Source organism: Caballeronia sp. GAFFF1 (assembly GCF_023630705.1).
GTDB lineage: Bacteria > Pseudomonadota > Gammaproteobacteria > Burkholderiales > Burkholderiaceae > Caballeronia.
Genome location: NZ_JALQEM010000032.1, coordinates 58065 through 84936 on the forward strand (window position 1 = coordinate 58065; position 26872 = coordinate 84936).

Sequence of the window (26872 nt, forward strand, 5' to 3'; positions counted from 1 at the left end):
ATGCGGATCAACGACACGGAGATCGACGACACGTTCGCCGAAGCGTTCCCGATGAAGGCGACGCGCCTCGTCATTACCGCGCATACGCCGACATGGGCGCGTCATGCCGCCAATTCGCTGACGGGGTTTGCGACATCCGTGATCGATTGCGGATGCGAAGCGGGCATCGAACGCGATCTCGCAGCCGATGAGACGCCCGATGGCAGGCCGGGCATTTCGATGCTCATCTTCGCTGTGTCGTCGAAAGAACTGGCGAAGCAGGTCGCGCGGCGCGTCGGGCAATGCGTGCTCACGTGCCCGACCACCGCAGTCTATGGCGGCATCGATCCGGCAACGAGCTGCGCGCCGCTCTCCGACAACGCACCGCTCGGCGCGGGCCTGCGTTTCTTCGGCGACGGCTTTCAGATATCGAAAGTGCTCGGCGCGACGCGCTATTGGCGCGTGCCCGTAATGGACGGCGAATTCGTCTGCGAGGAATTCACAGCCACCGTGAAGGCGGTGGGCGGCGGCAATCTGCTGTTCCTCGCGCGTGATCTCGACAGCGCATTGCACGCCGCCGAAGCCGCCGTTGCCGCAATGCACGCGCTGCCGAACATCATCACGCCATTTCCCGGCGGCGTCGTGCGTTCCGGCTCGAAGATCGGCTCGAAATACGCAGGCGCGACCGCCTCAACGAACGATGCCTTCTGCCCCACGCTCGTCGGCTTGTCGAAAAAGAGCGAGCTCACGGCCGAGGTCGCATGCGTGCTCGAAATCGTGATCGACGGTCTGACCGATGCGGATGTGCGCGCCGCGATGACTGCGGGCATCGCGGCCGCGACTGCCATAGGGCGAGCGGGCGGCATGCTGCGCATATCGGCGGGCAATTACGGCGGCAAGCTCGGGCCGTATCACTTCAAGCTGCACGAACTTGCAGCCGGCATCGACGGGAGTCGTGCATGAGCGCCATCACGCTGCGTGTAAAAAGTGCGCCCGGCTTTCGCGTCGATGCGTCGAAGTTACTTCCCTGCGCACTCGGTCGCATCAAGGATAGCGAAGTCGCGCGATTCATATTGCAAGGGCACGGCGAGCAGTGCGCGATAGCCGACCTCTTCGACATCAGCAGAGCGCAGAGCGAAGCGCCAACACTCCGTATCGAAGGCGATGTTGCGTGGCTCGACCGCATCGGGGCGTCGCTCGATGCCGGCTCCCTTTTCGTCCACGGCGAAGCGGGCGACTACGCGGGCATCGGCATGAGCGGCGGCGAGCTGCATATCGACGGCAATGCGGGCCGCTTTACCGCATGCGAAATGCAGGGCGGACGCATGACGGTGCGCGGGAGTGTCGGCGATTTCGCAGCGGGCGCGCTGCCCGGCGACATGGAGGGCATGCGCGGCGGCGTTATGATCGTCCACGGCGATGCAGGCGCGCGTCTTGCAGACCGCATGCGGCGCGGCACCGTGCTGATCGGCGGCAATGCGGGCGAATTCGCGGCATCGCGGCTCGTTGCGGGCACCGTTTGCATCGCGGGCGAGACGGGCGCGCATCTCGGTTATGGCATGCGACGCGGCACGGTCCTACTATTGAAGGCGCCGCGACGCATCGAACCGACCTTCGTGGAAGGCGGCCGTGGCTTCGACGTCTTCTGGCGGCTGCTGACCCGCACGGTGGCGCGCGAAATGCCGCCCTTTGCGACGCTCGCCGACAGCATGCTGCCGACGCGCTATGCGGGCGATCTCGCCGTGGACGGACGGGGGGAATTGCTGATCGCCAATTCATGAACAGACGAGAACAATGGACTCATATCCGGCGGACGAATGCCCTTTGACGAAGGAGGCGCGCCATGACCGCTGCACGAATCTCCGCTGCGGCGCACGGCAAGGCGGTCGCGGCGAACGAGCGCTTCGCGCGTCCTCTCGTCGCGCTGCACTGGATCATCGCGGCCGCCATTATCGCGATGTTGTGCATCGGCTTCTACATGGTCGGCCTGCCGCGCGGGCTGCCGTTCAAGTCGACGCTCATCAACTTCCACAAGTCGCTCGGCATGACGGTTTTCCTGCTGGTGCTGATCCGCATCCTGGTACGCCTGGCCTATGGCCGCCCGCCTCTGCCGCAGATGGGAGCGTGGCAACGCGCCGCCGCGAGCACCACGCAGGGTCTTTTATACGTTGGCATGATCGCGATGCCGCTTACCGGTTACCTCGGCTCGTCGTTCAACAGATTCGGCACGCGCTTCTGGGGCGTGCCGTTGCCGCAATGGGGATGGGACGACAAGGGCATGCGGGAACTGTTCTTCGGCATTCACGTTTATCTGGCGTGGATCATGGCCGCGCTGATCGTGCTGCATTTTCTGGGCGCGATGAAACATCAATTGATCGACAAGGACGGGCTGTTAAGGAGAATGTGGCCATGAGCGCCGTGATGCAGGTCAGCGAGGCTGGCTTATGAAGATTCGTGTGCTGGGCTCGTCGGCAGGCGGCGGATTCCCGCAATGGAACTGCAACTGCCGCAATTGCGATGGCGTGCGTCGCGGCACCATAGCGGCGCGGGCGCGCACTCAGTCTTCCATTGCCGTCAGCGATAACGGCGAGGACTGGCTGCTCGTCAATGCTTCGCCGGACATACTCGCGCAAATCGCGGCGAATCCGGAGTTGCAGCCCGCGCGTCGCGTGCGCGATACGGGCATCGCGGCAGTCATCGTGATGGACGCGCAGATCGATCATGTCACCGGCCTGCTGATGCTGCGCGAACGCGGCACGCCCTTGCCGCTCTATGCGACCGATGCCGTGTGGCAAGACCTCTCGACGGGCTTCCCGGTCACGTCGATCCTCTCGCATTACTGCGGCGTCGAACATCGGCGCATTGCGCTGGACGGGGCCGCGTTGAGCGTGCCGGAACTGCCGCGCGTGCAGATCGAAGCATTACCGCTTTCGAGCAAGGCGCCGCCTTACTCGCCGCACCGCGAAGCGCCCGAAGTGGGCGACAACATCGGCCTCGTGTTCACGAACAGCGCAACGGGCAAGCGAGCGTTCTATGCGCCGGGGCTCGGCGCGATCGAACCGCATGTGCTCGAGGCGATGCGCGAGGCCGACCTCTTGCTGATCGACGGCACGGTATGGACCGACGACGAAATGATTCGTCTGGGCCTGACGAAGAAGACCGGCGCCGACATGGGTCATCTCGCTCAGAGCGGCGCAGGCGGCATGATCGAGGTGCTCGATTCGATCGAGCGCGCGGAAATCCGCAAAGTGCTCATCCATATCAACAACACGAACCCGATTCTCATCGAAGATGGTCCCGAACGCCGCCTGTTGTCGGAGCATGGCATCGAAGTGGCGCACGACGGCATGAGCCTCGAGCTATGAAGAATCTCTGGAGAATAATGAATGCCTGACAACCCGTTCACGCCGATGCTCAATCCCACGACCGGCCCGCATTTCACCGCAGTGAAGACGGCGGAGCCTGCGTGGACGCGCGAACAGTTCGAGGAACAATTGCGCGCGAAAGGCACGGCGTACCACATCCATCATCCGTTCAACGTGAAGATGAATAGCGGTGGATGTTCGCCCGATCAGATTCGCGGCTGGGTCGCCAACCGCTTCTACTATCAGATCAACATTCCGTTGAAGGACGCGGCGGTCATGTCCAACTGCCCGGACCGCGAGACGCGCCGCCGCTGGGTGCTGCGCATTCTCGATCACGACGGCTATGACGATCAACCCGGCGGCATCGAAGCGTGGGCGCGCCTCGGCGACGCAGTGGGTCTCTCGCGCGACGATTTGTGGTCGCTTCGGCTCGTCACGCCCGGCGTGCGCTTTGCCGTCGACGCCTACGTGAATTTCGCGCGGCGCGCGCCGTGGCAGGAATCGGTGTGCTCGTCGTTGACGGAAATGTTCGCGCCGCAGATTCACAAGGATCGCTTGGCGACATGGCCCGAACATTACAAGTGGATCGAAGCCGATGGTCTCGCTTATTTTCGCTCGCGTGTGTCGCTCGCCCAGCGCGATGTCGAACATGGTCTCGAAGTGACGCTCGCTCACTTCACGACACGCGAGCAACAACAACGCGCGCTCGATATTCTGCAATTCAAGCTGGATATTCTCTGGACCATGCTGGATTCCATCGAAAAGGCCTTTCCGTCATGACTGATATGAACCCGACGCAGCGTGTCCAGGAAGCCGTCGAAGCCCCGGATGACTCACTGCATCCGAAGCTCAAGCGTCTCTTTCGCCTGCAATGGGAGCCCGCGCAGGATGCGCACGTCCTGCTTTATCCCGAAGGCATGGTGAAGCTCAATCAAAGCGCCGCGCAGATTCTTTTGCGCTGTGACGGCACGCGCGACATTCCCGCGCTCGTTGCGGATCTGGAGCAGGCATTCAACGCAAGCGGCCTCGGCGACGACGTGCGGGCGTTCATCGCCGGCGCACGTTTGCGCGGATGGCTGGAGTAACGAGGCACAAGCCGAGGCACGAGCATGACCGATCTTTCCGAACCCATTGCGAAGCCCGAGCACGAAGGCGCGGTCATACCGCCGCCGCTCTGGCTGCTCGCCGAGCTGACTTACCGCTGTCCGCTGCATTGCGTATTCTGCTACAACCCTGTGAACTACGCGGAACACACGCAAGAGCTGAACACCGAGCAATGGCTCGACACATTGCGGCAGGCGCGCGCGCTCGGCGCGGCGCAACTCGGCTTTTCAGGCGGCGAGCCGCTGCTTCGCGACGATCTTGAAACGCTCGTTGCAGAAGCACGCAAACTCGGCTTCTATACGAATCTCATCACGTCCGGCATCGGTCTCACGGACAAGCGTCTTACTGCTCTGAAGGACGCGGGACTCGATCATATTCAACTCTCGTTTCAGGATTCGACGCAGGAGCTGAACGACTTTCTCTCTAGCACCAAGACCTTCGACCTGAAGAAGCGCGTCGCCAATCTCATCAAGGCCCACGGCTTCCCGATGGTGCTCAATTGCGTGTTGCACCGCTATAACCTGCCGCATATCGGCCGCATCATCGACATGGCGCTCGCGATGGACGCCGAGTATCTCGAACTCGCGAACACGCAGTACTACGGCTGGGCGCACGCCAACCGCGCGCAACTCATGCCGACCGCGGATCAGTTGCAGGAAGCCGAAGCGGTGGTCGAGCGTTACCGGCGCGAAATAGGCGACAAGTGCAAGATATTCTTCGTCGTGCCCGATTACTACGAGCGTCGGCCGAAGCGTTGCATGAACGGATGGGGCTCCGTGTTTCTCGGCATCGCGCCGGATGGCGCCGCGTTGCCCTGTCATACGGCGCGCTCGTTGCCGGGCCTCACCTTCCCCAACGTGACGCAGACGCCGCTCAAAGACATCTGGTATGAGAGCGATGCGTTTAACCGCTTCCGCGGCTTCGGCTGGATGAAGGAGCCGTGCCGCAGTTGCGACGAGAAAGCCATCGACCTCGGCGGCTGCCGCTGTCAGGCGTATCTGCTCACGCAAGATCCGGCGAACGCCGACCCGGTATGCGACAAGTCCCCGCATCATGAACGTGTCATCGAGGTGGTGCGCGCGGCATCGGTCAGGCAGGAACCCGCCGAGCAACCCATCGTCTTTCGCAACGATGCCAACTCGCGGCGCATGGCGGCCGCACCGCGCGCAAATAGTTCGGACAACGGAGAATAACAACGTGACCGCCGACATCTCCGTGCTGCTGGTGGACGACCACGCAGTCGTGCGTGAGGGCTACAAGCGTCTGCTCGAACTGAGCCCCGACGTGAGCGTCGCGGGCGAAGCAGCGGACGCGGCGCAGGCTTATCAGAAGTTCTGCGCGTTGCAGCCGGACGTCGTCGTGATGGACCTTGCATTGCCGGGCGCAAGCGGCATAGAGGCGATGCGGCGCATGCTCGCACGCGAGCCGCAGGCGCGCGTGCTCATTTTCAGCGTGCACGAAGAAGCGATCTTCGTACGCCGCGCACTCGATGCCGGCGCGCGCGGCTATGTGACGAAAGCAAGCGCGCCGGACGTGCTGGTCGAAGCCGTGCGCTCCGTGGCGCGCCGCATCGGCTATCTGAGTCCCGACATATCGCAGGCGCTCGCATTGCGCGAAACCATTCGTGAAGGCCCGCCGGGACGGCAGTTATCGGCCCGCGAATTCGAAGTCTTGCGTTTGCTCGTGCAGGGTTATACGTTGCCGAGCATTGCGGAGAAGCTCGGTCTAAGTCAGAAGACCGTGGCGAATCACCAGTCGGTCATACGCCAGAAGTTCGGCGCGGACAACGGCGTGCAGCTTGCGCAAATCGCGAGCCGCCTCGGCCTTCATTTCTCCGACTTCACCGGCGCAGCCGATGCGCCGTTCGGCTCGCTCGGCAACGGCAGTCCCGCATGAGCGGGCACGCGGGCGCAGAAGAGGAACCCATCGCCCGGGGTGCTTGCGAGATGGAACTCGCCGCCGAGCGCCTCGACGCGCTCGCGCATGCCGACCAGTCCCAGGCCCTTGCGAGGAACCGTGAGGTTGACGCCGGGACCGTCATCGGCCATCGTGACGACGATTTCATCCGCGCCTGAGTCCGCATCCTGCGGCGTGCGCACGAGATAGATTTCGACACGCGAATTGCGCGCGAACTTGGATATATTCGTAAGCCCTTCCTGCACCAGCCGATACAAGGTGATATTGAGCGCATCGCTCAAATGATCGAAGTCGCCCTCCACCGTCAGCGAAAAGACCGCCTGCGGCAAGCGTTCGCGCCAGCCTTCGATGCAATGTTCGAGCGCGGTCGGCAAGCCGAATTCATCGAGCCCGGTGGGTCTTAGCTTGCGTATCATTCCGCCGATCTCGCGATACACATGCGTCGCGCTTTGCATCAACGCGAGAGAGAGCCGATGTATCTCCGCTTCGCGTCCCGCGGAAAGGTCGCGAATGCGCGCTGCATCGAGGGAAATGGCGTTCAGGTATTGACCGAGTTCATCATGCAATTCGCGCGCAAGATGACGACGCTCGTTCTCCTGCGCGGACATCGCCTGATTGGCGAGGCGGCGATTCTGCGCGAGCAGTTGCTCTGCTTCCTCTTCCAACGTCCGACGCCGCCGCGCTTCGCGTTGCGCTTCCCGATAGCGCCGCCACGCGAACCACGCCAGGCCGAGCGCCAGCACGAAGAGCGTCGCGGGCATCTCGTCGAGCTGGAAACGCTCCGCGCTGCGCGTCCAGCGATACGTGAACTCGCTGAAATCGAACGTCGCGAACATGGCGCCCGCGGCAAAGGTCACGGCGAGCACGCAGGCGAGATCGCGCACGACCGTCGAGCGCGGCGTGCGAGCGAAATGCTCTTTCGCGGGCGAGGAGAAGGACTCGGATGGCATCACGCGAAACATTCTACGCACGCCTGCGAGAGGCGGCGCAGTAGGCATCGCACGTTTGAGCGCTTCCTTCGATGAACGGGAGAATCTCCCGAATCAGCGCGGCTTGAATGGATAGACCTTCGCCGGCCGCCGCTGCCGCAGTTCCGCCAGATAGTTCTCCACGAAACGGCTCAACGCATGCGCTTTCAGTTGTTCGAGCATGCGCATCGCGTCGCTCGGCGATTCCGGTCCCATGACCAGCGCGCCGACGCCGAGCGCGCCGAGATGCACGACCAAGGCGCAGGATGAGAGCGAGCCGGCATCGAAGAGGCGCACCGCATCGGCGGCTTCGTCGTCGATCTCGACGCCCTCTTCTTCGCACACGTCGAAGCGCAACTCGCCGTGTTTGCCTATGGACGCAGGCAGCCAGCGGCAATTGCCCGTGCCGCCCTGAGACGCGATGAGCACGCGCTTGCGCGTGGGTGTATCGCTGATGGTGTCAAACGCCTCGGCTAATGTACACATGATTGTCCTCGCCGGCGAGCCTAACTGATACTAGCAGTCGCCCGCCGCGAGACGCGACGTGTAATGCGCAATGATGCGCGGCACAAAACGAAACGGCTGTGCGCTCGAACTCAACGTCCGGTGATGGAGCCCGCGCTCGGCGGATAGGTCACGATGCCCCATGCAAGCGGTACATCGCCGATCTGCTTGACGGTCGCGTAGCTCGACGCGTCGAGCACATAGACGGCGTTCGAACGGCCGCATGCGAGCAGCACCTTGGAGCCGTCGGGCGTGAAGCTGAAGTGCCAGCAACGCTGCCCGATCGGCGCGTCGCTCAAGTGCGCGTATGTCGAAGCATCGAAGACTTGCAGCGTCTTGTCGCGAGATGCGGCCACGAAGAGACGCTTGCCGGATGGATCGAACGACACGCCATAGGGCCCGGCTTTCGTATCGACGGTCTTCGCCGGCTTGAGGTCGTTACCCGCGAGCACCATGAACTTGTTCGCGTTCTCCAGCGTGACGACATAAGCCTTGCCGTCAGGCGATGCCTTGATGCCGCGCGGGCGCGACCCTTTGGGCAGATTGACCGTGCGCACGGGCTGGCCGGTGCCGGCGCGATAGACCGATACCGTATCGTCGCCCTCGTTGGTCACGAGTAGGAGCTTGCCGTCGCGCGAAAACTCGACGCCTTCCGTCTCATGGCCGCTCTTCACCGAGCGCCTGACCTTCATCGTCTTCAGATCGACAATGGCGATTTCCGCAGGCGGCGAATGCGCGTCGTCGTCATCTTTCTGCGGCTCGCCGGGCTTTCCGGGCGCGCCCGATTCTCCCGGCTCATACGTGACATAAGCCTCGCCGCCGTGCACGCGCACGAACTCCGGATTTTTGCCGATCTTCGCGCGGCGAAGCACCGTGCCGGACGCCGTGTCGATCTCGGACAGATCGCCCGTCGACTTGTTCGCGACGTAAAGGCGCGTGCCGTCGCTGTTCAGGCTCAGGCCACGCGGACCGTCCTTGCCCACGTCGATGGTCTTGGCAAGCGACAGGCCGTCGAGATCGATCACGCCGACGCCGCTGCTTTCGCTCGTCACATAGGCCAGCGGCGCTGCCGCGTGTGCGTGACTTGCGCCGAGGAGCACCGCGGACGCGAATAACGACACGAGTGAAAGGCGCGTCGCGTTGAAGCTCACATGCATGATCGTCTCCGGCTGAACGTTCTTCGTATCGTTTTAAGGGCGTATTAAACGCCGGCCCCACAGCCAACTTAGCGCAGGATCCCGCGTGCAGGCAACGCTGCATGGCGGGAGAAATTCCCGATATACGGAGGCCGGATGCGACCGCACGCCTAACGCATGACAGAGGCTTCGCTCGTCAGCAGATCGACGAGCGCCCTTGCGCCGCGCTGCCACGACTGGTCCGTGTTGCCGCGCATATCGACCGAACGCTGGAAGAGCGTCGCGCCGCTATCGACGTCCTCCACGCGCAGATTGATATTGAGGATGAGGTTGCTGATCTTCTGCACCCAGCACACGCCGACGCGCGATACACCCAGCTCGCGCGCCACGCGAAGCTCGCAGCCGTTGCAGGCGCTCATGTCCTGCGCGTGTTCAAGCGCTGCGATGAGTTCGCTCGCCCGTGCGTTGTCCGTCACATGTAACGGTGTCTTCTCGCGCAATTGCTCGCGCAGTGCGTTGCTGACCTTCGCGAGGCGCTCGGCCTGTATGCGATTGGTGTCCGCATCGTTATATGCGGCGTTGTCGTCGATCAATGTGCAGTCCAGCAGCGCGATGGATTGTTGCGCTTGCTGCGCCTGCGCCTGTCCACTCAATGGCAGAGCACATAGAACGAGTAACGCCAGCATACGGACGAGGGATGTCATGGTCTTGGTCGAGCGTTGCGTGATGACGCCGGAGCCAACAGCATGCGCCGGTCTGTCGGCTTCTGTCCAACATTGCTGTGCACCCTGCATGGGTTGAGCGCGGCCTTCGAGCGTCGTGCGCCATAGCCCGCGTTCTGACGGGAGCTTGAGCGTCGCATTGGCATAGGCTTTGCAGAATTTCGCGCGAGCACTCGATGTGCTCGCCGCATATTCGATCCACCCACGCCACGCTGCCAGGAGAAACGCCATGAAGCCCGCTCTCGTCATTACCGACCTCACGCTCGACACCACCGCGCGCTGCAACGAACCCGTCCTATCGCGGCAACAGATGCAGCAGATCGCCGGAGGACGGTCGGCTCTCGCCACAGTCGACGGTCGCTCGACCGCGGCCATCGACGACTGGCAGATGAATATCGCCATCTTCGAAGGGCGGGTCGGCGGTCCTTATATCGTTTGAGCCGATGTCGTTCGATGTTGAACGGCGGCGCGGGTGCGTGCATGCGGGCCGCCACTGCATTGTCATCGATGCATTCGCCAATGGATTCGTCACGTCAAGAGGAGTAAGGTCGGATTGCCAGCATCGCGAAACAGGAGACGATCATGGCCGTCGACCTCTCTACTCAATGGCATGTCTTCGAATACGAAGGCTTCGATATTCACGTGCTTCCGCAACTCAAGACCGGGTCCGAGCCGGCGCAACGATATGTCTTCATCGGCCATGTGTGCCTGCATGGCGCCAATGCGGACGTGCCCGGCGAAGCCGTCCACTTTCACTCAGATGGCGACGACGCATACAAAACCGCCGCAGACGCTATAGACGATGCGCGGCACATCGGCAAAAGCATCGTGGATGGCACGCATCCGGACCTGTCCGTGCTGTCCATCGTCTCGCATCATCACCATTCCTGAGCTACATGACGACACCCATCGACGATGCTCGTCTCATCAGTCTCAGCGCGGTCGCGCTCGCCACGCACGACATGGCGCGCGCCGTAGGCTTCTATCAGGCGCTGGGCTTTCGCATCGTGCACGGCGGTGCGAATGAGGCGTTCACATCGTTCGCGCTCGGCGACTCGTACCTCAACATCACGAGCGAAACGCATGGCCCCATCACGTGGTGGGGCCGCATCATCCTCTACGTATCGGATGTCGATGCCTTCTATCGCAAAGTGAAGGCGCTCGGTATCGAGCCCCAGTTCGCACCGCGCGATGCGCCGTGGAACGAACGCTACTTCCATCTCACCGATCCCGACGGCCACGAACTCAGCTTCGCGCGCCCGCTTTGATCCAAGCGCTCTTGAGCGGCACCGCGCGCTCCTGTTGCTATTACGCCAAACTGCGCGTGCACGGCCGATTCAGGCGTACAGTTCAAGTGCTTTGTCACGAGTGTGGTGCGTTGCGGCAGGCGTCTTTCATGCGACCGCTCAAGCGTCGAATGCTTTCGGCCGATATACAGCCATGAACGCCGCATGCAGGAGACTTCAGATGAAATGCGCGAACGAACGATCGCTTCGTTATCTCGTCGAGAAATGGCTCGCGCCGGCAAGCGTGCCGGTCCATGTCAAGCAGTTCAGCCGCACGCGCGCCGATCATCGGCGTTTCGTGTGCGTGGAAACCATGCAAGGCGCCGCGTCGAAGGCGCTGTTCTTTTTCCGTCACGACGACGGGCAGTGGTGCGTCTATCCCGCCGCGCCGCGCAAAGGGAACATGCGCAGTGAACGACTCGCGGCCTAGAAGCGCAGATTGTTGAAGAACTGAAACCACATCGCTCCGAGCGGGTTCGCTGCATGCGGCTCGTCGGCTTTCGTTTTCTCAGGCGTAGGCTCGGCGGACTGTTCTTTCGCTTCGCTCGTCGCGGATTCTTGACGTGACTCGTGCAGCGCGACGACGCTTTCCGCAATACGACGCGCGGTGGGCTCATCGCAGTCCTGCCCAAGCAATACGCCGAACACGACATCGCGATTATGCCCCTGCGATGCAAAGCGCATGGCAAGCGCTACGCGCTTCGCATAGAGCGCCTCACGCTCGGCCTCTTCTTCGCGCATGCGCGCTTCCCAGCGTTCGATTTCTTCGGCGAAGGTTCGGTCGTACACCTCGCGTTGCGCGGGGTCGGACAGGATCGCGTACGCTTCTTTCACTTCCTGAAAGCGGACCCGCGCCGCCTCTTCGTGGCCGGCATTGCGATCCGGATGGGAGCGCATCGCGGCCTTGCGATAGGCGCGCTTGATCTCGTCTTCGGTGGCGTGTTCATCGACGCCTAGCGTTTCGTATAACGTTGCCATGTGCGATCGTTGAGAAGGGACGCGAGGCATCGTAACACGCGAAAAATGGGGACTTTCCGTGGCTTGGTTATCGGCGCGTGCGGATGATGACGTTGAGGCATGCCGGACCCAAGGCGTCGTAGATGGCGCGCGCCGCACGCAGATGATGCGCGATATGCAGCCGAATCACGACGACCGCCGCCGCGAACAGACCGAGTGTCGCTAACGCATAGTCGCGCGGGTCGGGCACGAGGCCGAAGCGCGTATGCAGCGCGACAAAGACGACCCACGCAAAGGCCGGCGCGTGCAGTGTCCAGTGACGCTGCGCGAAGTGCCATGCCAGGCGTCGCACGTCGCTTCGCGCGCGACGGTCCAGACCTGCGAGTTCCGGGCGTCGATGAAAAAGAAACGGCATGATGTGACTCGCTGCGCCATGAGCGCGTCATATTGCGCGTTGATAATGCCGGGCTTCGTCCCATCTAGCATACGCCGAGGCGACTTACCGACGATGGCGCTTTCTCTCGACGATATCCGGCATCTCTTCGACGCGCACGGTTCGATGGCCTACAGCGGCGAACCTGTCACCCAGTTGCAGCACGCGCTCCAGACTGCCTGGCTCGCAGAAGAAGCGGGCGCGAGTCGTGAGTTGATCGTCGCAGCGCTGCTGCATGATCTCGGGCATCTGCTGAACGTGCAAGGCGACACGCCGACCGAACGCGGTATCGACGATCTGCACCAGTACTACGCGCTTCCCTTTCTGCGGCCCGTGTTCCCGGACGCAGTGCTCGAACCGATTCGCCTTCATGTCGATGCCAAACGCTGCCTGTGCGCGATGGATCCCGAGTATCAGGCACAGCTCTCGGCGGATTCCGTGCGCAGCCTGCAATTGCAGGGCGGCGTGTTCGATGCGGACGGAGCGCACGCATTCATAGCGAAGCCCTACGCGCAAGACGCCATGACCCTGCGACGCTGGGACGACGCCGCGAAGGACGCAAGCCGCGTCACGCCGCCTCTTTCGCACTATCTGCAGATCGCGGCGAGCCTTCGGTAGCGGACAAACGGTGCAACGACCGTTCGAGTAAACTGGGTGCATGCACGCTGACTACACCAAAACTATGTGGCCGCAACGTCCTGGCATCTTCGCGAGCGGGGCGTCATGAACGGCGGCAACTTCCGCATCACCGCCGCCGTCGTCGCCAGCGCCCTGTTCATGCAGAACATGGACGGCACGATCGTCGCGACCGCCATTCCGACGATGGCCCGCGATCTCCACGTCGATGCCGTCCACCTGAGCAGCGCCATTACCGCGTATCTGGTCGCGCTGACCGTCTTTATTCCCGCAAGCGGCTGGGTAGCCGACCGCTTCGGCGCGCGACGCGTTTTCATGTGGGCCATCGCCACCTTCACGCTGGCTTCCATTGCCTGCGCCGCCGCGATGAACCTGCCGCAACTCCTCGCGGCGCGCGTCGTTCAGGGACTCGGCGGCGCCATGATGGTCCCCGTCGGCCGCCTCATTCTGTTTCGCGGCGTCAAGCGCGAAGAATTGCTTCAGGCGACGACGTGGCTGACGATGCCCGCGCTCGTCGGTCCGCTTCTCGGCCCGCCGCTCGGCGGCTTTCTCACCGACGCGCTGTCGTGGCGCAGCATTTTCTGGGTCAACGTGCCGGTGGGCGTGGCAGGCCTGCTGCTGACGTGGCGGCTCTTGCCGCCTTCGCCGCCCGAAGCGCGCACGCCGCCGGATCTGCGCGGCACGGTGCTCTCGGGCGCATCGCTCAGTCTCTTCATGGTCGGTATCGAAAGCGCGGGCCGCCACGTGCTGCCCGACGGCGTGCCGTGGGTATGCGTCGTCATCGGCGTGCTGCTTTTCAGGGCCACGGTCGTGCATTGCCGCAAGACGCCGAATCCGGCCATCGACTTTTCGCTGCTTTCCATTCCGACGTTCCACGCCGCGACCGTGGCGGGCAGTCTCTTTCGCGCGGGTGCCGGCGCATTGCCGTTTCTCGTGCCGCTGACGTTGCAGACAGGGTTCGGCTATAGCGCGTCGGCGAGCGGACTCGTGACCTTTGCGAGCGCGCTCGGCTCGTTTTGCATGCGGCCGATGACCGCGCTCGCGCTGCGGCACTTTTCCGTGCGCACGGTGCTGTGCGCGGGCAGCGTCTCGTTCGCCGCCGTGCTCGCCGTCTGTTCAACGATGTCGCAAGCGTGGCCCGCCAGCGCCATCTTCGCGCTGCTGCTCGTCGGCGGCCTCGGCCGTTCGCTCAGTTTCGCGACGATGGGCGCGCTCGCCTTCGCCGACGTTCCGAAGCCGCGCCTCGCCGCGGCGACTTCGTTCCAGGGCACCGCGCAGCAATTGATGAAGGCGCTCGGTGTCACAGTCGCGGCGGGAACCATCCAGGCCACGATGCTCGTCTCCGGCAGCGCGCGGACCGAACAGTGGCAACTCGCTTGCGGATTCGCCGCAACGGCGCTGCTCGTCCTCGCCTCGTTGCCGATGTTCGCGCGCCTCTCCGACGACGCCGGCGAAGGCATCTCGGCTTCTTCGGCGAAGTAAATTCTTCCGGCTATCGAAACGATTCTTCGTATTTAAGACAAGTACCTGATCGCAAAGGAGATTTTCTGACGATATAATGCGGCACCGCTTACCTCGCTAGACCGATGCGCCGCACATTCTTACTCTCCGCCCTCGTTCTGACCTTCGCGAACACCGCCTTCGCTCAGGCAGACCCGCTCGCCGCCAGCGACACGAACCCGCAAGAAGTCGTGCAGCAGGACTCCCGCCTCGACGCGGCGCGTCACAAAATCTCGGAAGTCATCACGCGCAAGTTCGGCGTCGCGCGCGAGAAAGCGCAAACGATAGCGAGCGCGGTCATGGCATCGGCGTCGAAATACTCGCTGCCGCCGGCGCTGCTGCTTGCCATTATTTCAATCGAATCGCGTTTCAAGGAAACGGCCGTCGGCGCGAACAACGCAACCGGGCTCATGCAGGTGGTGCCTTCCGCGCACAAGAAGCTCGTGCGCAACGTGGACCTGACGGAGCCGGAGACGAATATCGAAATCGGCTCGTCCATCCTGCATGGGTATCTGAAATCCGCGCAAGGCGATGTCGACGCCGCGCTCAAGAACTATGGCGGTTCGCGTGCTTATGCGGAGAAAGTGAGTCTGCGAGCCAAGACGTTCGAGCCTGTGGCGGCTGTCTACTCAGCGTCCGCGCCTGCTCAGTAATAGCTTCTAGTTGTTTCTTATGCGCGCCGCCGCGTGGCGGATGCCGCAAACTTCACGGCGATAAAACCCGCTTGCGCGCTGAGGGCGGCTTTAGCCGCTTCGTTCGTGTTCAACCGCTGTTACTGCGAGTTGTTGCCGTGCGCCATGCCGCCAGGGCTTCTGCTGCTCGTGCTGCCGGTGCTGCCCGGGCCGCTGCGTTGCATGGTGCCTTGGCCCATGCCGTTGTTCGCCCCATTGTTGCCCATGCCGCTGTTCACGCCGGTACCGCTCGTGCCGTCGCTCGAACCGCCCATGCCGGTGCCGCCCATGCCAACGCCGCCGCCCTTGCCCGACGCGCTCGAGCCCGCTCCGGCCGAGCCATTGCCGCCCGCGCCCATTCCGCCTGCCGCTCCGGCGCCGCCACCACCGCCTGCGCTACCGCCGCCGCCTGCACCGCCACCGCCGCCGCCTGCCTGCGCATAGACGCCGCCCGACAAGCCCAACACCAGCGCTGAAACTACCAGCTTCGTTCTGATCGCTTTCATTGGAAGTCTCCAGAGTTAGCGTGCCGGCCGATGCAGCAAATCCGCCGCACCCGCCGCATCTATTAAGCGCAAGCAACGTGCCGCATCCGCTTTGCGCGCGGCAGTTCAATAGCCATAGCCCGCTGGCGCGCAAGGCACATAGGCGCGGCGGTAGCCGTCGTAGCAATATCCCGCCGGCGGCGCCGGCTGTGCATACGCCGGCTGCGCATACGCCGGTTGCGCGTAGACCGGCTGCGAGTAGGCCGGCTGCGCGTTGGCGACCGACGTGACTAATGCACCCAGCACCGCGCCGCCGATCAAGGCGCCGATAATCGCGCCGCCATCGCCGCCGCCATGGCCATGACCGCCGCCGTGGCCGTGCGCGGATGCCTGGCCCGCCACGGACAAACTACCAATCATCAACAAGACAAGGGCTGCGCGTTTCATGACTTCTTCTCCATTCCCGAATGCCGGGTGTATGGACGCATCTTAAGCAGACGCTTTGGAAATAACTGCAGCAGTTGGTAACGGCGCATTTCAACGATTACAAATTCCGGTTCCTTCGGACACCGAATCAACCGGCGTAACAAGGTCGGCGACATTTGCCGTGCGGTAACAAAGCTTCTATTGACTTTTTAACGTTGGCCTGCATTGCGATTGCGCCCGGACCTGCGCCGTTGCATTTGCTCGCACGGGTTACGGTTTGTCACGAGATGACGGTCAACGACGCGCAACAGGACGGCGTTTTCATCGTCACATGCCGATCATGGCGTGTCCAAAGAAACGCAGGATCATAGGAGTCGAACATCATGAAGAAAATCGTCGCCGCTCTCGCATCCACGCTGCTCGTAAGCACTGTCTTCGCGCAAACGGCCGCATCCGATGCCACCAAGGCGCAAGTCAAAGCCAACCACGAAAAGGCGGAGGCTCAGGCCACTGCCAACCGCAAGAAGACCGATGCTCAACAGGATGCCGCCAAGGCGCAGGCATCCGCCAACAAGGACAAGGCATCCGCTCAGGACGATGCCAACAAGGAAGCCGCGAAGGTAGCGCAGGCGACCACGCCGGAGCAAGCCTCCGACGCCCGCGGTGATGCCGCCAAGGCACAGGCGAAAGCCGACAAGAAGAAGCACGCTGCACAGTCCAAGGCCGACAAGAAGAAGCAGGACGCAGCGCAAGATGCCAAGGTGGCGCAAGCCAAAGCCGACAAAGAAAAAGTCGAGGCACAAAGCGACGCGAACAAGGCGGCTGCCGATGCGAAGGTCGACGCGGCGAAGAAGTAAGGGAGGCCGGCGTTATCGCATCGCGCAATGGGGCGCGTCGGCAAAAGCGTCCCATGCGTTGTGACATCTGGCGAGCCTGCGGGCTCGCTTTTTATTGTTCCGCGCTCACTCTCCAGGCGACACCGCGTGTTGCGCCCTCGACCCGCGCTCGCGCAGCAAGAGCCGCGCGCTATGCACAGCGGTCAGCGCGACTGCCACCCATATCGGCCCATATGTTCCTAGCTGACTCGCGGTGAACGGTTCGCCGAGCAGCAAGACCGCGACAGCCACGAGCAACACCGGTTCGACATAGCCGAGAATGCCGAACAACACGAGCGGCAAATAGCGGCTTGCCCGCAGATAAGAGCCGAGCGCAATCGTGCTCAACGCGCCGAGGCCGGGCAGCAAGACACTCCAAAGAAGCGGCGAACCCGCGACGACCGCGAACGAACCGCGCAGGATCAGCGCAATGACGCAGAACGGAGCCAGCATCATCATCTCGATGGCGAAGGCCACGAGCGGATCGACGTTGAGCCGCCGCCGCACCATGAAATACGGCGGATAGCCGAGCGTCACGACGAGCGTGGGCCACGCGAACGCATGCGTCGCGAAGAACTCGTGCGCCACGCCGACCGCTGCCGCAGCGACGCCCGCCCATTGCAGCGCGTCGAGCGGTTCGCGGTAGTAGAAGCGCCCGATCAGCACCATCGCGAGCGGCAACAGAAAATAGCCGAGCGATACTTCGAGCGCGCGTCCATGCACCGGCGCCCACAGAAATATCCATAGCTGCAAGCCGAGCAGCGCAGTAGAGACCACGAAAGCCGCGAGCATGCGCACGTTTCTGGCGAGGTTCGCCACGAGCGAGCATAATTGCCGCCATCGTCTGGAGAGCGCCACGAGCAGCAGCGCACCCGGCAACGTCCAGACGATCCGCCATGCAAAAATGTCGAGTCCGTCGAGCGGCGCGAGCCATTTCGTATAACCCGACAGGAGCGCGAACAAAGCGGAAGCGGCGACGGAAAGCGCAATGCCGCGTCCGAGGACATGCTGATTCATCGAAAGAAGCGCGAGGCGCCGAGTGGTTGCGTTGGCCGGCGAAGCGGAAGAACTGCGCATTCTAAACGTCGTATCGCGCGAACCCCGGCGCATGAACCGCGAATAGGTCCGAACTCGCTGCACCGGAATGTTGTCTTAAACCGTCTACGCCTACGGGCAATCCAGAAGTCCACAGAAAGTCGAGCAACGTGCGAAGCCGTCGCTCACGTCATTGCATCAGCAGCATCCGAACGCCGTGCTCGATTCACGCAAGCACGCGAAGAAAACGCCGCATCGATGGAGACGTCATGACTCAAGCTGCCCCGTCGCCCCGCTTTTCCAGTGCCTTTGCAGAAGCCGTCCATGCCGGCTTGTCCAAGCGCCCGCAAAAAGAACTGCCTTCGATGTATCTGTATGACGAAGTCGGCTCTGCCCTCTTCGAAGTGATCACCGCGCTGCCGGAATACGGCGTGACGCGCGCCGAAGAACGCGTGCTGAAGGCGCACGCCACCGACATCGTGGCCGCGCTGCCGGGCAACGTGAAAGTCGCGGAACTCGGAAGCGGAAGCGGACGCAAGACACGCCGAATTCTTGAAGCACTGTGTAAAAAGCAGCCGACCGCTTATTACCCGATCGAAATCTCCCGCACGGCTTTGCAACTGTGCCGCCGCGAACTGGGGGATATCGAGCGCATTTCGATTGTCGGCTACGAACGCGACTATCTGGCCGGCCTGTCCGAAGTGAGCGCCCGGCGTAATGAGGGCGAGCGGCTGCTCGTGCTTTTTCTGGGCAGCACCATCGGCAACTTCGCGCGCCTTGCGGCCACCAAGTTTCTCCAGTCGATCCGCAGCATGCTCGAACCCGGCGACGCCCTCTTGCTCGGCACCGATCTGATCAAGCCCTTGCCGGTGCTGATGGCGGCCTACGACGATCCCATCGGCGTGACGGCGGCGTTCAACCTGAACCTGCTTGCGCGCATCAACCGCGAATTGCAGGGCGACTTTCCGCTCGACGCGTTCGAACACGTTGCGCGCTTCAATCCCGATGCGCGCAGCATCGAAATGCACCTGCGCGCGAAACGCCCCTTGACGGCGCGCGTGCGCGATGCCGGTTTGCACGTCGACTTCCGCGAAGGCGAAACCATCTGGACGGAAAGCAGCCACAAGTACGCGGCCGAAGAAGTCGCGCCGATCGCCATCGATGCGGGCTTCGAATGCACGCATCAGTGGCGCGACGACGAATGGCACTTCGCGGAAAGCCTGCTGGTCGCGCGCTAAGCGTGCCGCTCAGTGTCGCTCAGTGCTGCTCGAAGCGTTCGTAGCGCTTTTCGACGTAACGCTCTTCGCTGAAAAAATCGGTGACGCGGGCATGCGGCGGCCCGCGTCGCAGCCATTCGAGCATCAGATCGACCTGATTCGCCGCGCCCTGGATGACGGCTTCCACCGAGCCGTCGTTGAGATTCGCGACATAGCCGCGCACGCCGAGCGCATGCGCGCGCCGCACGGTGTGATGGCGAAAGCCGACGCCCTGCACCACGCCTTTCACACGCACGTAATAGGTTTCGATCCTCGTATCGAGATCCGGGCCGGACATCATGAAATTCCTCGTGACTGATTCATACGCCGCATTGTAGTCACGCGCGCGAATCTGCGTAGACCGCGCGTTTCGACCCGCGCGTTCAGCCGAGACGAAACGTCTGCGCGTTATCGTCCCGATCGCCCGTAGTGGGACGCGCCACGCGAGGCAGCGTCACTTCGAAAATGGTGCCCGTTTCGGCGGACGAGCGCACTTTCACGTCGCCGCCGTGCATCCGCGCGATTTCCCGCGTGATGTACAGGCCGAGCCCGAGCCCGCCCGATTCATGCTGACGCCGCCCGGAGCGATACGGCGCGAAGATGTTCGGCAGTACGTCGGGCGGAATCTCGCCCGCGTTCTGCACGATGATGCTGACGTCCTGCGCGCCGCCTTCGAGCCGCACCTGTATCGCGGCGCCTTCGAGCCCGTGCTGCAGCGCGTTGCCGATCAGATTCGAGAACACTTGCGAGAGCAGATCGCCGTCGGCTTGCAAGAGCGTATCGCCCTGACGCAGCACGAAAATGCGTCCCTTGCCGACGCGCGCCTCGTATTCCTCGACGATATTCTTCGCGAGCGTGGTGAGTTCGACCGCTCGCGGCTGCAACGTCACGCGCCCGCCGCGCAGCCGCGCGAGGTTCAGCAACTGATCGACCATGCGGACCATGCGCATGCCGCTCGACTTGATGCGCGTGCCGATATTCGCGACGTTCTCGTCCTTCACGAAGCGCGACAGATATTCGGCCGACGCGATCACCGCCGACAGCGGCGTGCGCAGGTCATGACCGAGCACGGCCATCAGCATTTCGTTCGCATCGAGCAACTGCTGCACGGTGGCGAGCTGCGTCGCGAGTTGCTGCTTTTGCCGCTCGATCTGAATGAAGACATCGACCTTCGAATTGAGGATGCGCGAATCGAATGGCTTGTACAGGAAGTCCACCGCGCCCGCTTCGTAGCCGCGAAACGTGCGGTTCGTGTCCTGCGCCGTCGCGGTCAGAAAGATGATCGGCACGTGCGCGGTGCGCGGGCTGCCGCGCATGAATTCCGCCAGCTCGAAGCCATCCATGCCGGGCATGTTGACGTCGAGAATCGCGAGCGCGACTTCGTACTTGAGCAGGAGTTCGAGCGCAGCCGGACCCGATTCCGCCTTCAGCACCGACAGATCCGGCCGCGCGAGCGACGCTTCGAGCGCGGTGATGTTGTTGCGGATGTCGTCGACGATCAGCACGTGAATGGGTTGCGTCATCTGGTGACTCCTTGCCTTCGTTGTTGCGTGTCGAACGTCTTATCGGCGCGCGCGCCCCGCGAGGCGCGCGACCATGTCGTCCAGCGTGAGAATGTCCTGCACCGCGCCTTGCGCGATGGCCCCGAGCGGCATCGCGGGCGCGGACGCCGTCTTTGGGTCCTGCGCCCAGCATAGGCCGCCTGCGTCGCGGATCGCACGCGCGCCGCGCGCGCCGTCGTCGTTCGCGCCCGAGAGCACGATGCCGAGCAGCCGCTTGCCGTAAGCATGCGCCGCCGATTCGAACAGTACGTCCACCGATGGCCGCGAGAAGCGCACCGGCGGATCCACCGACAGCGCGATGGCAGGCGGCTCGCCGCCTTCCGCCTCGACCATCATGTGATAGCCGGGCGGCGCGAAATACACGGTGCCGGGCGCGATCTCGTCCTTGTCGAACGGTTCCACCACGCGCAACCGGCAGCGCTCGGCGAAGAGCGCGGGCAAAAGACTCGGCTGACCGTGCCGCACATGCACCACGATCAGCACCGGCGCTGCGAAGTCGCGCGGCAACTCGGGCAGCAGCAGGATCAGCGCCTCGACGCCGCCCGCGGATGCGCCGATCACCACGGCGTCGAAGGCATCGGGGATGGCTACGGGGCTCATCACTAAACCTTCTGATAAAGCCGCTCGCGCGCGTTGAAATCCGCGAAGCGGTCCGTGTGTCTGGAAAAGCGCAGGCTTTCCTTGCTGCCAAGCCCGAGAAAGCCGCGCCGCACGAGCGAATCGCTGAAGAGTCCGAGCGCGCGGTCCTGCAACGCGCGATCGAAATAGATCAGCACGTTGCGGCACGAAACCAGATGCGCTTCCAGAAACACGCTGTCAGTGGCGAGGCTGTGATCCGCGAACACGACGCGCGACTTGAGCGTCTGCGAGAACTTCGCCGCGCCGTATGCTGCGTGATAGTAGTCCGACAGCGAACGTTTGCCGCCCGCCGCGAGATAGTTCTGGCTGAAGCCCGCCATGCGCTCCAGCGGATAGATGCCGCTCTCGGCCTGCCGCAACGCTTCGGCGTTGATGTCGGTGGCATAGAACAGCGTGCGCTCCGCGATGTTCTCTTCGGCGAACAGCACCGCGAGCGACCACAGCTCTTCGCCGCTGCTGCACCCCGCGACCCAGACCTTGATGGACGGATACGTCTGCAGAATCGGCACGACCTGCTCGCGTATCGCGCGGAAATAGCTCGGGTCGCGGAACATTTCGCTGACCTGCACCGTGAGGTACTGAAAGAGCCGCGCGAAAAGCGCCGGCTCGCGCAGTATGCGCTCCTGCAACTGCGAAAGCGTGGCGCATTCCAGGTCATGCACGGCCTGCGCGAGCCTGCGCCGCAGCGAACTCACCGAGTAATGCCGGAAGTCGTGCTGATACTTGAGATAGATGGCTTCGAGGAGCAGCTTCAGTTCGATGTCGAACGTGGCGTCTTCCTCGTGCTTGCTGTCGTTCATCGGGTCGAATGTCGGTTCATCGCTGCCGCAGCCAGACGCGGCATAACGACACGAGCTTATCCACGTCGATGGGCTTCGATATGTAGTCGTCCGCACCCGCCTCGAGACATTTCTCGCGATCGCTCTGCATGGCTTTCGCCGTCAGCGCGATGATCGGCAGGCGCGCGTGCTCCGGGTGCTTGCGAATCTCGGTCATCGCGGTGAGGCCGTCCATCTCCGGCATCATCACGTCCATCAGAACGAGATCGATGTCGTCGCGGCGCGCGAGCGCCTCCAGCGCCTCGCGTCCGTTGCGCGCGATTTCGAGCGTCGCGCCGAGCGGCTCGATCACGCGCGAAAGCGCAAAGATGTTGCGCACGTCGTCTTCCGCGAGAAGAATATTGCGGCCTTCGAACACGTCGTCGCGCTGGCGCGCCGCGCGCAGCATGCGCTGCTGCTCCGGCGGCAGCGCGCTTTCGACGCTGTGCAGAAACAGCGTGACTTCGTCGAGCAAGCGCTCAGGCGACTTCGCGCCCTTGATGATGATGGACTTGGAGTAACGCCGCAGACGCTGCTCTTCTTCCGCCGAAATCTGCCGGCCCGTATAGACGATGACCGGCGGCGACGCGCTTCCACTGCTCGTCGAGACTTTCTCCAGCAACTCGTAGCCCGAACCGTCGGGCAGCGCCAGGTCCATCACGACGCAATCGAACGGCGCGCGCTTCATCTCCTCCAGCGCCTCGGATATCGATCCGGCTTCCACGATGCCGACCGTCTCGCTCGCCAGCAACGCATGAATGCTCTGCCGCAGCGCGGGGTCGTCCTCGACCACGAGCACGCGCCGCGCGCCCTGCGACGAACGCGCTTCCAGCTTGCGGATGGCCTGCGCGAGATCATCGCGGGCGCTCGGCTTGAGCGTGTAGCCGATCGCGCCGAGATGCAGCGCGACATCGGCGTGATCCGTGGCGGACACGATATGAATCGGGATGTGGCGCGTCATCGGGTCGTGCTTGAGCCATTCGAGCACCGTGAGACCCGACTGATCGGGCAAGCCGATATCCAGCAGAATGCCGTTCGGCTGCATGGAGCGCGCGAGTTCGACGCCCTGCGTGGCCGTGGCCGCGTGCACGCAATCGAAGTCGAGTTCGTGCGCGAGGTCGTAGAGGATATGCGCGAAACGCTGATCGTCCTCGATCACGAGAATCACGCGATCCGGCCGCTGACGTTTCGCGCGGTCATCGGCGATGCCTTGTGGCTCCGGCATCGCGGGAACCGGTTGCGCGGGAACGGGCGCCGGCGCAGGAGCCACGGCGCGCGGCGGCTCGATCGCAGCGGGTTCCGGCTCCTTCATGTGGCCGATGGTGTCGAGCTTCGCGGTCACGGTCCCTTCATGGCTGTCGAGCGGAAGCGTCACCGAGAACACGCTGCCACGCCCCACTTCGCTCGATACGCCGACCGAGCCGCCGAGCAGCCGCGAGAACTCGCGCGAGATCGAAAGGCCGAGGCCGCTGCCGCCGTATTTGCGGCTCGTCGTGCCGTCCGCCTGCTGGAACGCCTGGAAGATGAGGTCTTGTTTGTCGCGCGGAATACCGATGCCCGTATCGCGCACTTCGAAGCGCACTGCGTCGTCGCCCGCGCGCTGCACGGCGACGGTCACGCTGCCGCGCTCGGTGAACTTGAACGCGTTGGACAGCAGATTGCGCAGCACTTGCAGCAGCCGCTGACTGTCCGTGACGAAGTACTGCGGCACGTCCTCGCCGGTTTCGGTGATGAACGAAAGCCCCTTGGTTTCGGCGACCGGCGTGAACGATTGCCGCAACGCCTGCATCAGCGATTCCACGGCTGTCGGCGCGAATTGCACGTCCATCTGGCCGGCTTCGACCTTCGACAGATCGAGAATGTCGTTGATGAGCGAAAGCAGATCGCTATTGGACGAGTGAATCGTCGCGGCATAGCGCACCTGCTCGTCCGTCAGATTGCCCTGCTTGTTGTCCTGAAGCAGCTTCGCGAGAATCAGCGAGCTATTGAGCGGCGTGCGCAACTCGTGCGACATGTTCGCGAGGAACTCGGACTTGTACTGGCTCGCGCGCTCCATTTCCAGCGCATTCGCGGTCAGTTCCTGCTGCGCCTGAAGCAGTTCGGTCTTCTGCCGCTCCAGATGCTGCGCGTGTTCTTCGAGCTGCACATTCGTCTGTTCGAGCTCGGCCTGTTGCTGTTCGAGACGCGCCTGCGAGTCCTGGAGCGCGCGGCCGCGTTCCTCCAGTTCTTCGTTCGACACGCGCAGTTCTTCCTGCTGCACCTGCAACTCTTCGCTCTGGCGCTGCGTTTCTTCGAGCAGTTCCACAAGCCGCATGCGATACCGCGCGGAGCGCATCGCCATGCCCATCGCTTCGGCGGCCAGTTCCAGCAGCACGCGGGCGTCGTCGAAGCGGCCCTCGTCGCCGACGAAACCGACTTCGATCGCGCCTGTCACATCGCCATCGGCGTAAAGCGGCGCGACGACCACGCGCGATGCCGCCGCCGCGCCGAGCGCCGATCCCGCCTTCAGATAGTGCGCGGACGCATCGCGAAGCTGAAGCACGCGCTTGTCCACGATTGCCTGTCCGACGAGCCCTTCGCCGCGCGCAATGCGGCGCGGCGCGCCGTTCTCATCGGGCAGCGCCCAGGCCGCGATGCGTTCGAGTGTCTCGCCTTCGAGGGCGTAGACTACGCCGACCTTCGCGTTCACATACGGAATGAGAGAACGCAAAATGCTGACGCCGATGGACGCCGGAGATTGCTCGCCGCGCAATTGCAGACTCATTTGCGCGACGCCTTCCTGCAACCACGCGGTGCGTTGTACCGCGAGCCGCGATTTGATATACAGATGCGCCACGATCGACAGCACGAGCAGCACGAAAATGCCCATCGCGCGATTCAGTTGCAGCACTTCGCGACTGGCGACGGAGTCTCCCGTGGAAAGGACGTAGCCGAGAATCATCAGCACCGACGCCGCGCCGGCGGTAATCATCGGCACGGCCGGGCGGTTTATCCACATGCACAGCACGACCGGCAACACGTAGAACACCCAGATGGCCACGCGCATGGGCGTCAGCACATCGACGGCGAACACCAGCGCGAGCGAAATCGCGATGGCGAAGTAGATCCACAAGGAGTGGTTGCGGTTGTCCTGAGGCATCGTTGACCAGTAGTGTGTCCGTTTCGCGAAGGCCGCGCGCCCCGCAGCAGGCACGGACCATAGCACGAGCCGCAACGCCTTGTCACATCGGCTCCGGCGGCAATTCGGGCAGCGATTTCAGCGCGGCACTTGTTACGAACGATCGCGCTTAGTGCGCATCTCAAGAGGTAAGAATGACAGATCTATCCGGCTCTCGCGTGCTCATCACCGGCGCCTCGGGTTTCGTCGGGTCGGCGCTCGCGCGGCTCGCCATCGAACGCGGTTTCGACGTGCGGCTGCTCGTGCGCGCGACAAGTCCGCGCAAGAACGTGGAGTCGCTCGACGCGGAAATCGTCGTCGGCGACATGCGCGACGAAGCGTCGATGCGCGCGGCGCTCAAGGGCGTGCGCTATCTCTTTCACGTCGCGGCGGACTATCGCATCTGGGCGCCGGACCCGAGCGAGATCGAGCGCGCGAATCTGCAAGGCACCGAGGCCACGATGCGCGCGGCGCTGGCGGAAGGCGTCGAGCGCATCGTGTACACGAGCAGCGTCGCGACGCTGAAGGTGACGAGCTCGGGCGCGATCGTCGACGAAACGAAGCCGTCGGATGCGGCGAGCACCATCGGCGCGTACAAGCGCAGCAAGGTGCTGGCCGAACGCGCAGTAGAGAGGATGGTCGCGAACGACGCGCTGCCCGCCGTCATCGTCAATCCGTCGACGCCCATCGGCCCGCGCGACGTGCGTCCGACGCCGACGGGGCGCATCATCGTCGAAGCGGCAACGGGGAAAATTCCCGCGTTCGTCGACACGGGCCTGAATCTCGTGCATGTCGATGACGTCGCGAACGGCCACTTTCTCGCGCTGGAGCGCGGCAAGATCGGCGAGCGTTACATTCTCGGCGGCGAAAACCTGCCGTTGCAGCAGATGCTCGCGGATATCGCCGGACTCGTCGGCCGCAAGCCGCCGACCATCAAGCTGCCGCGCGGGCCGCTGTATCCGCTCGCCATCGGCGCGGAAATGTTCGCGAAGGTGAGCGGCAAGGAACCGTTCGTGACCGTCGACGGCCTGCGGATGTCGAAGAACAAGATGTACTTCACGTCGGCGAAGGCGGAAGCGGAACTCGGCTATCGGGCGCGGCCGTATCGCGAAGGCTTGCGCGACGCGCTCGACTGGTTCCGCGCGAACGGCTACCTCGACGCGTAAGACGCGCAACGTGTTGCGGAACGCGCTGCATCGCAACTCTTCTATAAGACCCAAAAAAATTAAGTCGTTGAAATTACGGGGAAACTCGCGCTTCCGGGTGTCTGCGCAAGCCTTCTGACGCACGCGCCGCCCGCAAAATCAGGCAAAATAGCGGACTGATGCCGGAAGGCGCGAGCAACCATGTTGCGTGCGGCCGCGGCGGCGCGAGAGCGCCCGCGCAGGTCCACAGCAGCCGGCGGTCCTTTTTCAACCCGTTTCTGGATGTCGAGACAAGC

32 protein-coding genes are annotated in these 26872 nt (G+C 63.3%); 18 read left to right on the forward strand and 14 right to left on the reverse strand.

The features are described from left to right. The 8 genes from fhcD to NCR37_RS18585 all read left to right on the forward strand — a co-directional run bounded on the left by fhcD (position 1) and on the right by NCR37_RS18585 (position 6344). The gene (fhcD, locus tag NCR37_RS18550) at positions 1 to 942 is read left to right on the forward strand and encodes a formylmethanofuran--tetrahydromethanopterin N-formyltransferase (protein ID WP_502800559.1); all 942 of its coding nucleotides are present in this window, start codon (positions 1 to 3) and stop codon (positions 940 to 942) included. Then, positions 939 to 1760 carry a formylmethanofuran dehydrogenase subunit C gene (locus tag NCR37_RS18555; RefSeq protein WP_250474311.1) on the forward strand — a complete coding sequence of 274 codons (822 nt, stop codon included), beginning with the start codon at positions 939 to 941 and terminating at the stop codon, positions 1758 to 1760. Before fhcD ends, NCR37_RS18555 begins: the two co-directional genes overlap by 4 nt. Before the next feature lie 62 nt (positions 1761 to 1822). After that, entirely contained in the window at positions 1823 to 2392 is a 570-nt protein-coding gene (locus NCR37_RS18560) for a cytochrome b (RefSeq protein WP_250474312.1), read from the forward strand. Positions 2393 to 2423: 31 nt separating this feature from the next. Further along, positions 2424 to 3344 carry a pyrroloquinoline quinone biosynthesis protein PqqB gene (pqqB, locus tag NCR37_RS18565; RefSeq protein ID WP_250474313.1) on the forward strand — a complete coding sequence of 307 codons (921 nt, stop codon included), beginning with the start codon at positions 2424 to 2426 and terminating at the stop codon, positions 3342 to 3344. Between the two features lie 45 nt (positions 3345 to 3389). Continuing rightward, a complete protein-coding gene (gene pqqC / locus NCR37_RS18570; protein ID WP_250474471.1) occupies positions 3390 to 4124 on the forward strand; it encodes a pyrroloquinoline-quinone synthase PqqC in 735 nt (244 codons plus the stop codon). 5 nt (positions 4125 to 4129) lie between these two features. Beyond that, positions 4130 to 4429 carry a pyrroloquinoline quinone biosynthesis peptide chaperone PqqD gene (pqqD, locus tag NCR37_RS18575; RefSeq protein WP_250474472.1) on the forward strand — a complete coding sequence of 100 codons (300 nt, stop codon included), beginning with the start codon at positions 4130 to 4132 and terminating at the stop codon, positions 4427 to 4429. Between the two features lie 24 nt (positions 4430 to 4453). Further along, positions 4454 to 5641, forward strand: coding sequence for a pyrroloquinoline quinone biosynthesis protein PqqE (pqqE, locus tag NCR37_RS18580; RefSeq protein WP_250474314.1), 1188 nt, complete (start codon positions 4454 to 4456; stop codon positions 5639 to 5641). Positions 5642 to 5645: 4 nt separating this feature from the next. Continuing rightward, positions 5646 to 6344 (forward strand): response regulator, encoded by a 699-nt coding sequence (locus tag NCR37_RS18585; protein ID WP_250474315.1) that lies wholly within the window; start codon positions 5646 to 5648, stop codon positions 6342 to 6344. Here NCR37_RS18585 and NCR37_RS18590 read toward each other — a convergent pair. From NCR37_RS18590 to NCR37_RS18605, 4 genes are all read right to left on the reverse strand, one after another. After that, positions 6275 to 7315, reverse strand: coding sequence for a histidine kinase (locus NCR37_RS18590; RefSeq protein WP_250474316.1), 1041 nt, complete (start codon positions 7313 to 7315; stop codon positions 6275 to 6277). The two genes, NCR37_RS18585 and NCR37_RS18590, sit on opposite strands and share 70 nt — an antisense overlap. 93 nt (positions 7316 to 7408) lie before the next feature. Then, complete coding sequence (locus NCR37_RS18595; RefSeq protein ID WP_250474317.1) at positions 7409 to 7819, reverse strand: hypothetical protein; 411 nt, start codon at positions 7817 to 7819, stop codon at positions 7409 to 7411. Between the two features lie 110 nt (positions 7820 to 7929). Further along, positions 7930 to 8994, reverse strand: a complete 1065-nt coding sequence (locus NCR37_RS18600; RefSeq protein WP_250474318.1) for a beta-propeller fold lactonase family protein — start codon at positions 8992 to 8994, stop codon at positions 7930 to 7932. 149 nt (positions 8995 to 9143) lie between these two features. After that, entirely contained in the window at positions 9144 to 9677 is a 534-nt protein-coding gene (locus NCR37_RS18605) for a DUF3280 domain-containing protein (RefSeq protein WP_250474319.1), read from the reverse strand. A gap of 247 nt (positions 9678 to 9924) precedes the next feature. Between NCR37_RS18605 and NCR37_RS18610 the strand changes: the two genes are divergently transcribed. From NCR37_RS18610 to NCR37_RS18625, 4 genes are all read left to right on the forward strand, one after another. Continuing rightward, entirely contained in the window at positions 9925 to 10134 is a 210-nt protein-coding gene (locus NCR37_RS18610) for a hypothetical protein (protein WP_250474320.1), read from the forward strand. 143 nt (positions 10135 to 10277) lie between these two features. After that, positions 10278 to 10586, forward strand: a complete 309-nt coding sequence (locus NCR37_RS18615; protein WP_250474321.1) for a hypothetical protein — start codon at positions 10278 to 10280, stop codon at positions 10584 to 10586. A gap of 5 nt (positions 10587 to 10591) precedes the next feature. Beyond that, complete coding sequence (locus NCR37_RS18620) at positions 10592 to 10963, forward strand: VOC family protein (RefSeq protein WP_250474323.1); 372 nt, start codon at positions 10592 to 10594, stop codon at positions 10961 to 10963. A 199-nt stretch (positions 10964 to 11162) separates the two neighbouring features. Further along, positions 11163 to 11411 (forward strand): hypothetical protein, encoded by a 249-nt coding sequence (locus tag NCR37_RS18625; RefSeq protein ID WP_250474324.1) that lies wholly within the window; start codon positions 11163 to 11165, stop codon positions 11409 to 11411. Here NCR37_RS18625 and NCR37_RS18630 read toward each other — a convergent pair. Both NCR37_RS18630 and NCR37_RS18635 read right to left on the reverse strand, forming a co-directional pair. Further along, entirely contained in the window at positions 11408 to 11959 is a 552-nt protein-coding gene (locus NCR37_RS18630) for a J domain-containing protein (protein WP_250474325.1), read from the reverse strand. The genes NCR37_RS18625 and NCR37_RS18630 overlap by 4 nt on opposite strands. A 67-nt stretch (positions 11960 to 12026) precedes the next feature. After that, positions 12027 to 12353 (reverse strand): hypothetical protein, encoded by a 327-nt coding sequence (locus NCR37_RS18635; protein ID WP_250474326.1) that lies wholly within the window; start codon positions 12351 to 12353, stop codon positions 12027 to 12029. A 93-nt stretch (positions 12354 to 12446) separates the two neighbouring features. Here NCR37_RS18635 and NCR37_RS18640 point away from each other — a divergent pair, with 93 nt between their 5' ends. The 3 genes from NCR37_RS18640 to NCR37_RS18650 all read left to right on the forward strand — a co-directional run bounded on the left by NCR37_RS18640 (position 12447) and on the right by NCR37_RS18650 (position 15160). Beyond that, on the forward strand, positions 12447 to 12989 hold the full coding sequence (locus tag NCR37_RS18640) for a phosphonate degradation HD-domain oxygenase (protein ID WP_250474327.1): 543 nt from the start codon (positions 12447 to 12449) through the stop codon (positions 12987 to 12989). Between the two features lie 105 nt (positions 12990 to 13094). Next, entirely contained in the window at positions 13095 to 14489 is a 1395-nt protein-coding gene (locus NCR37_RS18645; RefSeq protein WP_250474328.1) for a DHA2 family efflux MFS transporter permease subunit, read from the forward strand. Positions 14490 to 14593: 104 nt separating this feature from the next. Continuing rightward, a complete protein-coding gene (locus NCR37_RS18650) occupies positions 14594 to 15160 on the forward strand; it encodes a transglycosylase SLT domain-containing protein (protein WP_502800554.1) in 567 nt (188 codons plus the stop codon). A 119-nt stretch (positions 15161 to 15279) separates the two neighbouring features. On the opposite strand, the gene NCR37_RS18655 is transcribed toward NCR37_RS18650, so the two are convergent. Together NCR37_RS18655 and NCR37_RS18660 are read right to left on the reverse strand one after the other, a co-directional pair. Next, positions 15280 to 15684 carry a hypothetical protein gene (locus tag NCR37_RS18655; RefSeq protein ID WP_250474329.1) on the reverse strand — a complete coding sequence of 135 codons (405 nt, stop codon included), beginning with the start codon at positions 15682 to 15684 and terminating at the stop codon, positions 15280 to 15282. A 105-nt stretch (positions 15685 to 15789) separates the two neighbouring features. Then, a complete protein-coding gene (locus NCR37_RS18660; protein ID WP_250474330.1) occupies positions 15790 to 16110 on the reverse strand; it encodes a hypothetical protein in 321 nt (106 codons plus the stop codon). A 362-nt stretch (positions 16111 to 16472) separates the two neighbouring features. Between NCR37_RS18660 and NCR37_RS18665 the strand changes: the two genes are divergently transcribed. Continuing rightward, on the forward strand, positions 16473 to 16946 hold the full coding sequence (locus NCR37_RS18665) for a hypothetical protein (RefSeq protein WP_250474331.1): 474 nt from the start codon (positions 16473 to 16475) through the stop codon (positions 16944 to 16946). 105 nt (positions 16947 to 17051) lie between these two features. Here the strand turns inward: NCR37_RS18665 and rarD are convergent, their stop codons facing one another. Continuing rightward, the gene (rarD, locus tag NCR37_RS18670) at positions 17052 to 17981 is read right to left on the reverse strand and encodes an EamA family transporter RarD (protein ID WP_250474332.1); all 930 of its coding nucleotides are present in this window, start codon (positions 17979 to 17981) and stop codon (positions 17052 to 17054) included. Positions 17982 to 18268: 287 nt separating this feature from the next. Between rarD and egtD the strand changes: the two genes are divergently transcribed. Further along, the gene (egtD, locus tag NCR37_RS18675; protein WP_250474333.1) at positions 18269 to 19237 is read left to right on the forward strand and encodes an L-histidine N(alpha)-methyltransferase; all 969 of its coding nucleotides are present in this window, start codon (positions 18269 to 18271) and stop codon (positions 19235 to 19237) included. Between the two features lie 19 nt (positions 19238 to 19256). On the opposite strand, the gene NCR37_RS18680 is transcribed toward egtD, so the two are convergent. The 5 genes from NCR37_RS18680 to NCR37_RS18700 all read right to left on the reverse strand — a co-directional run bounded on the left by NCR37_RS18680 (position 19257) and on the right by NCR37_RS18700 (position 25413). Beyond that, a complete protein-coding gene (locus NCR37_RS18680) occupies positions 19257 to 19553 on the reverse strand; it encodes an acylphosphatase (protein WP_175942315.1) in 297 nt (98 codons plus the stop codon). 85 nt (positions 19554 to 19638) lie between these two features. Next, positions 19639 to 20778, reverse strand: coding sequence for a hybrid sensor histidine kinase/response regulator (locus NCR37_RS18685; RefSeq protein ID WP_250474334.1), 1140 nt, complete (start codon positions 20776 to 20778; stop codon positions 19639 to 19641). 39 nt (positions 20779 to 20817) lie between these two features. Beyond that, positions 20818 to 21417: a chemotaxis protein CheB gene (locus NCR37_RS18690; protein WP_250474335.1), complete on the reverse strand. Its 600-nt coding sequence runs from the start codon at positions 21415 to 21417 to the stop codon at positions 20818 to 20820. A 2-nt stretch (positions 21418 to 21419) separates the two neighbouring features. Further along, positions 21420 to 22256, reverse strand: a complete 837-nt coding sequence (locus NCR37_RS18695) for a CheR family methyltransferase (protein WP_250474336.1) — start codon at positions 22254 to 22256, stop codon at positions 21420 to 21422. A 16-nt stretch (positions 22257 to 22272) separates the two neighbouring features. After that, on the reverse strand, positions 22273 to 25413 hold the full coding sequence (locus NCR37_RS18700) for a response regulator (RefSeq protein ID WP_250474338.1): 3141 nt from the start codon (positions 25411 to 25413) through the stop codon (positions 22273 to 22275). A 173-nt stretch (positions 25414 to 25586) separates the two neighbouring features. Between NCR37_RS18700 and hpnA the strand changes: the two genes are divergently transcribed. After that, positions 25587 to 26597 (forward strand): hopanoid-associated sugar epimerase, encoded by a 1011-nt coding sequence (hpnA, locus tag NCR37_RS18705; RefSeq protein WP_250474339.1) that lies wholly within the window; start codon positions 25587 to 25589, stop codon positions 26595 to 26597. Positions 26598 to 26872: the final 275 nt, after the last annotated feature.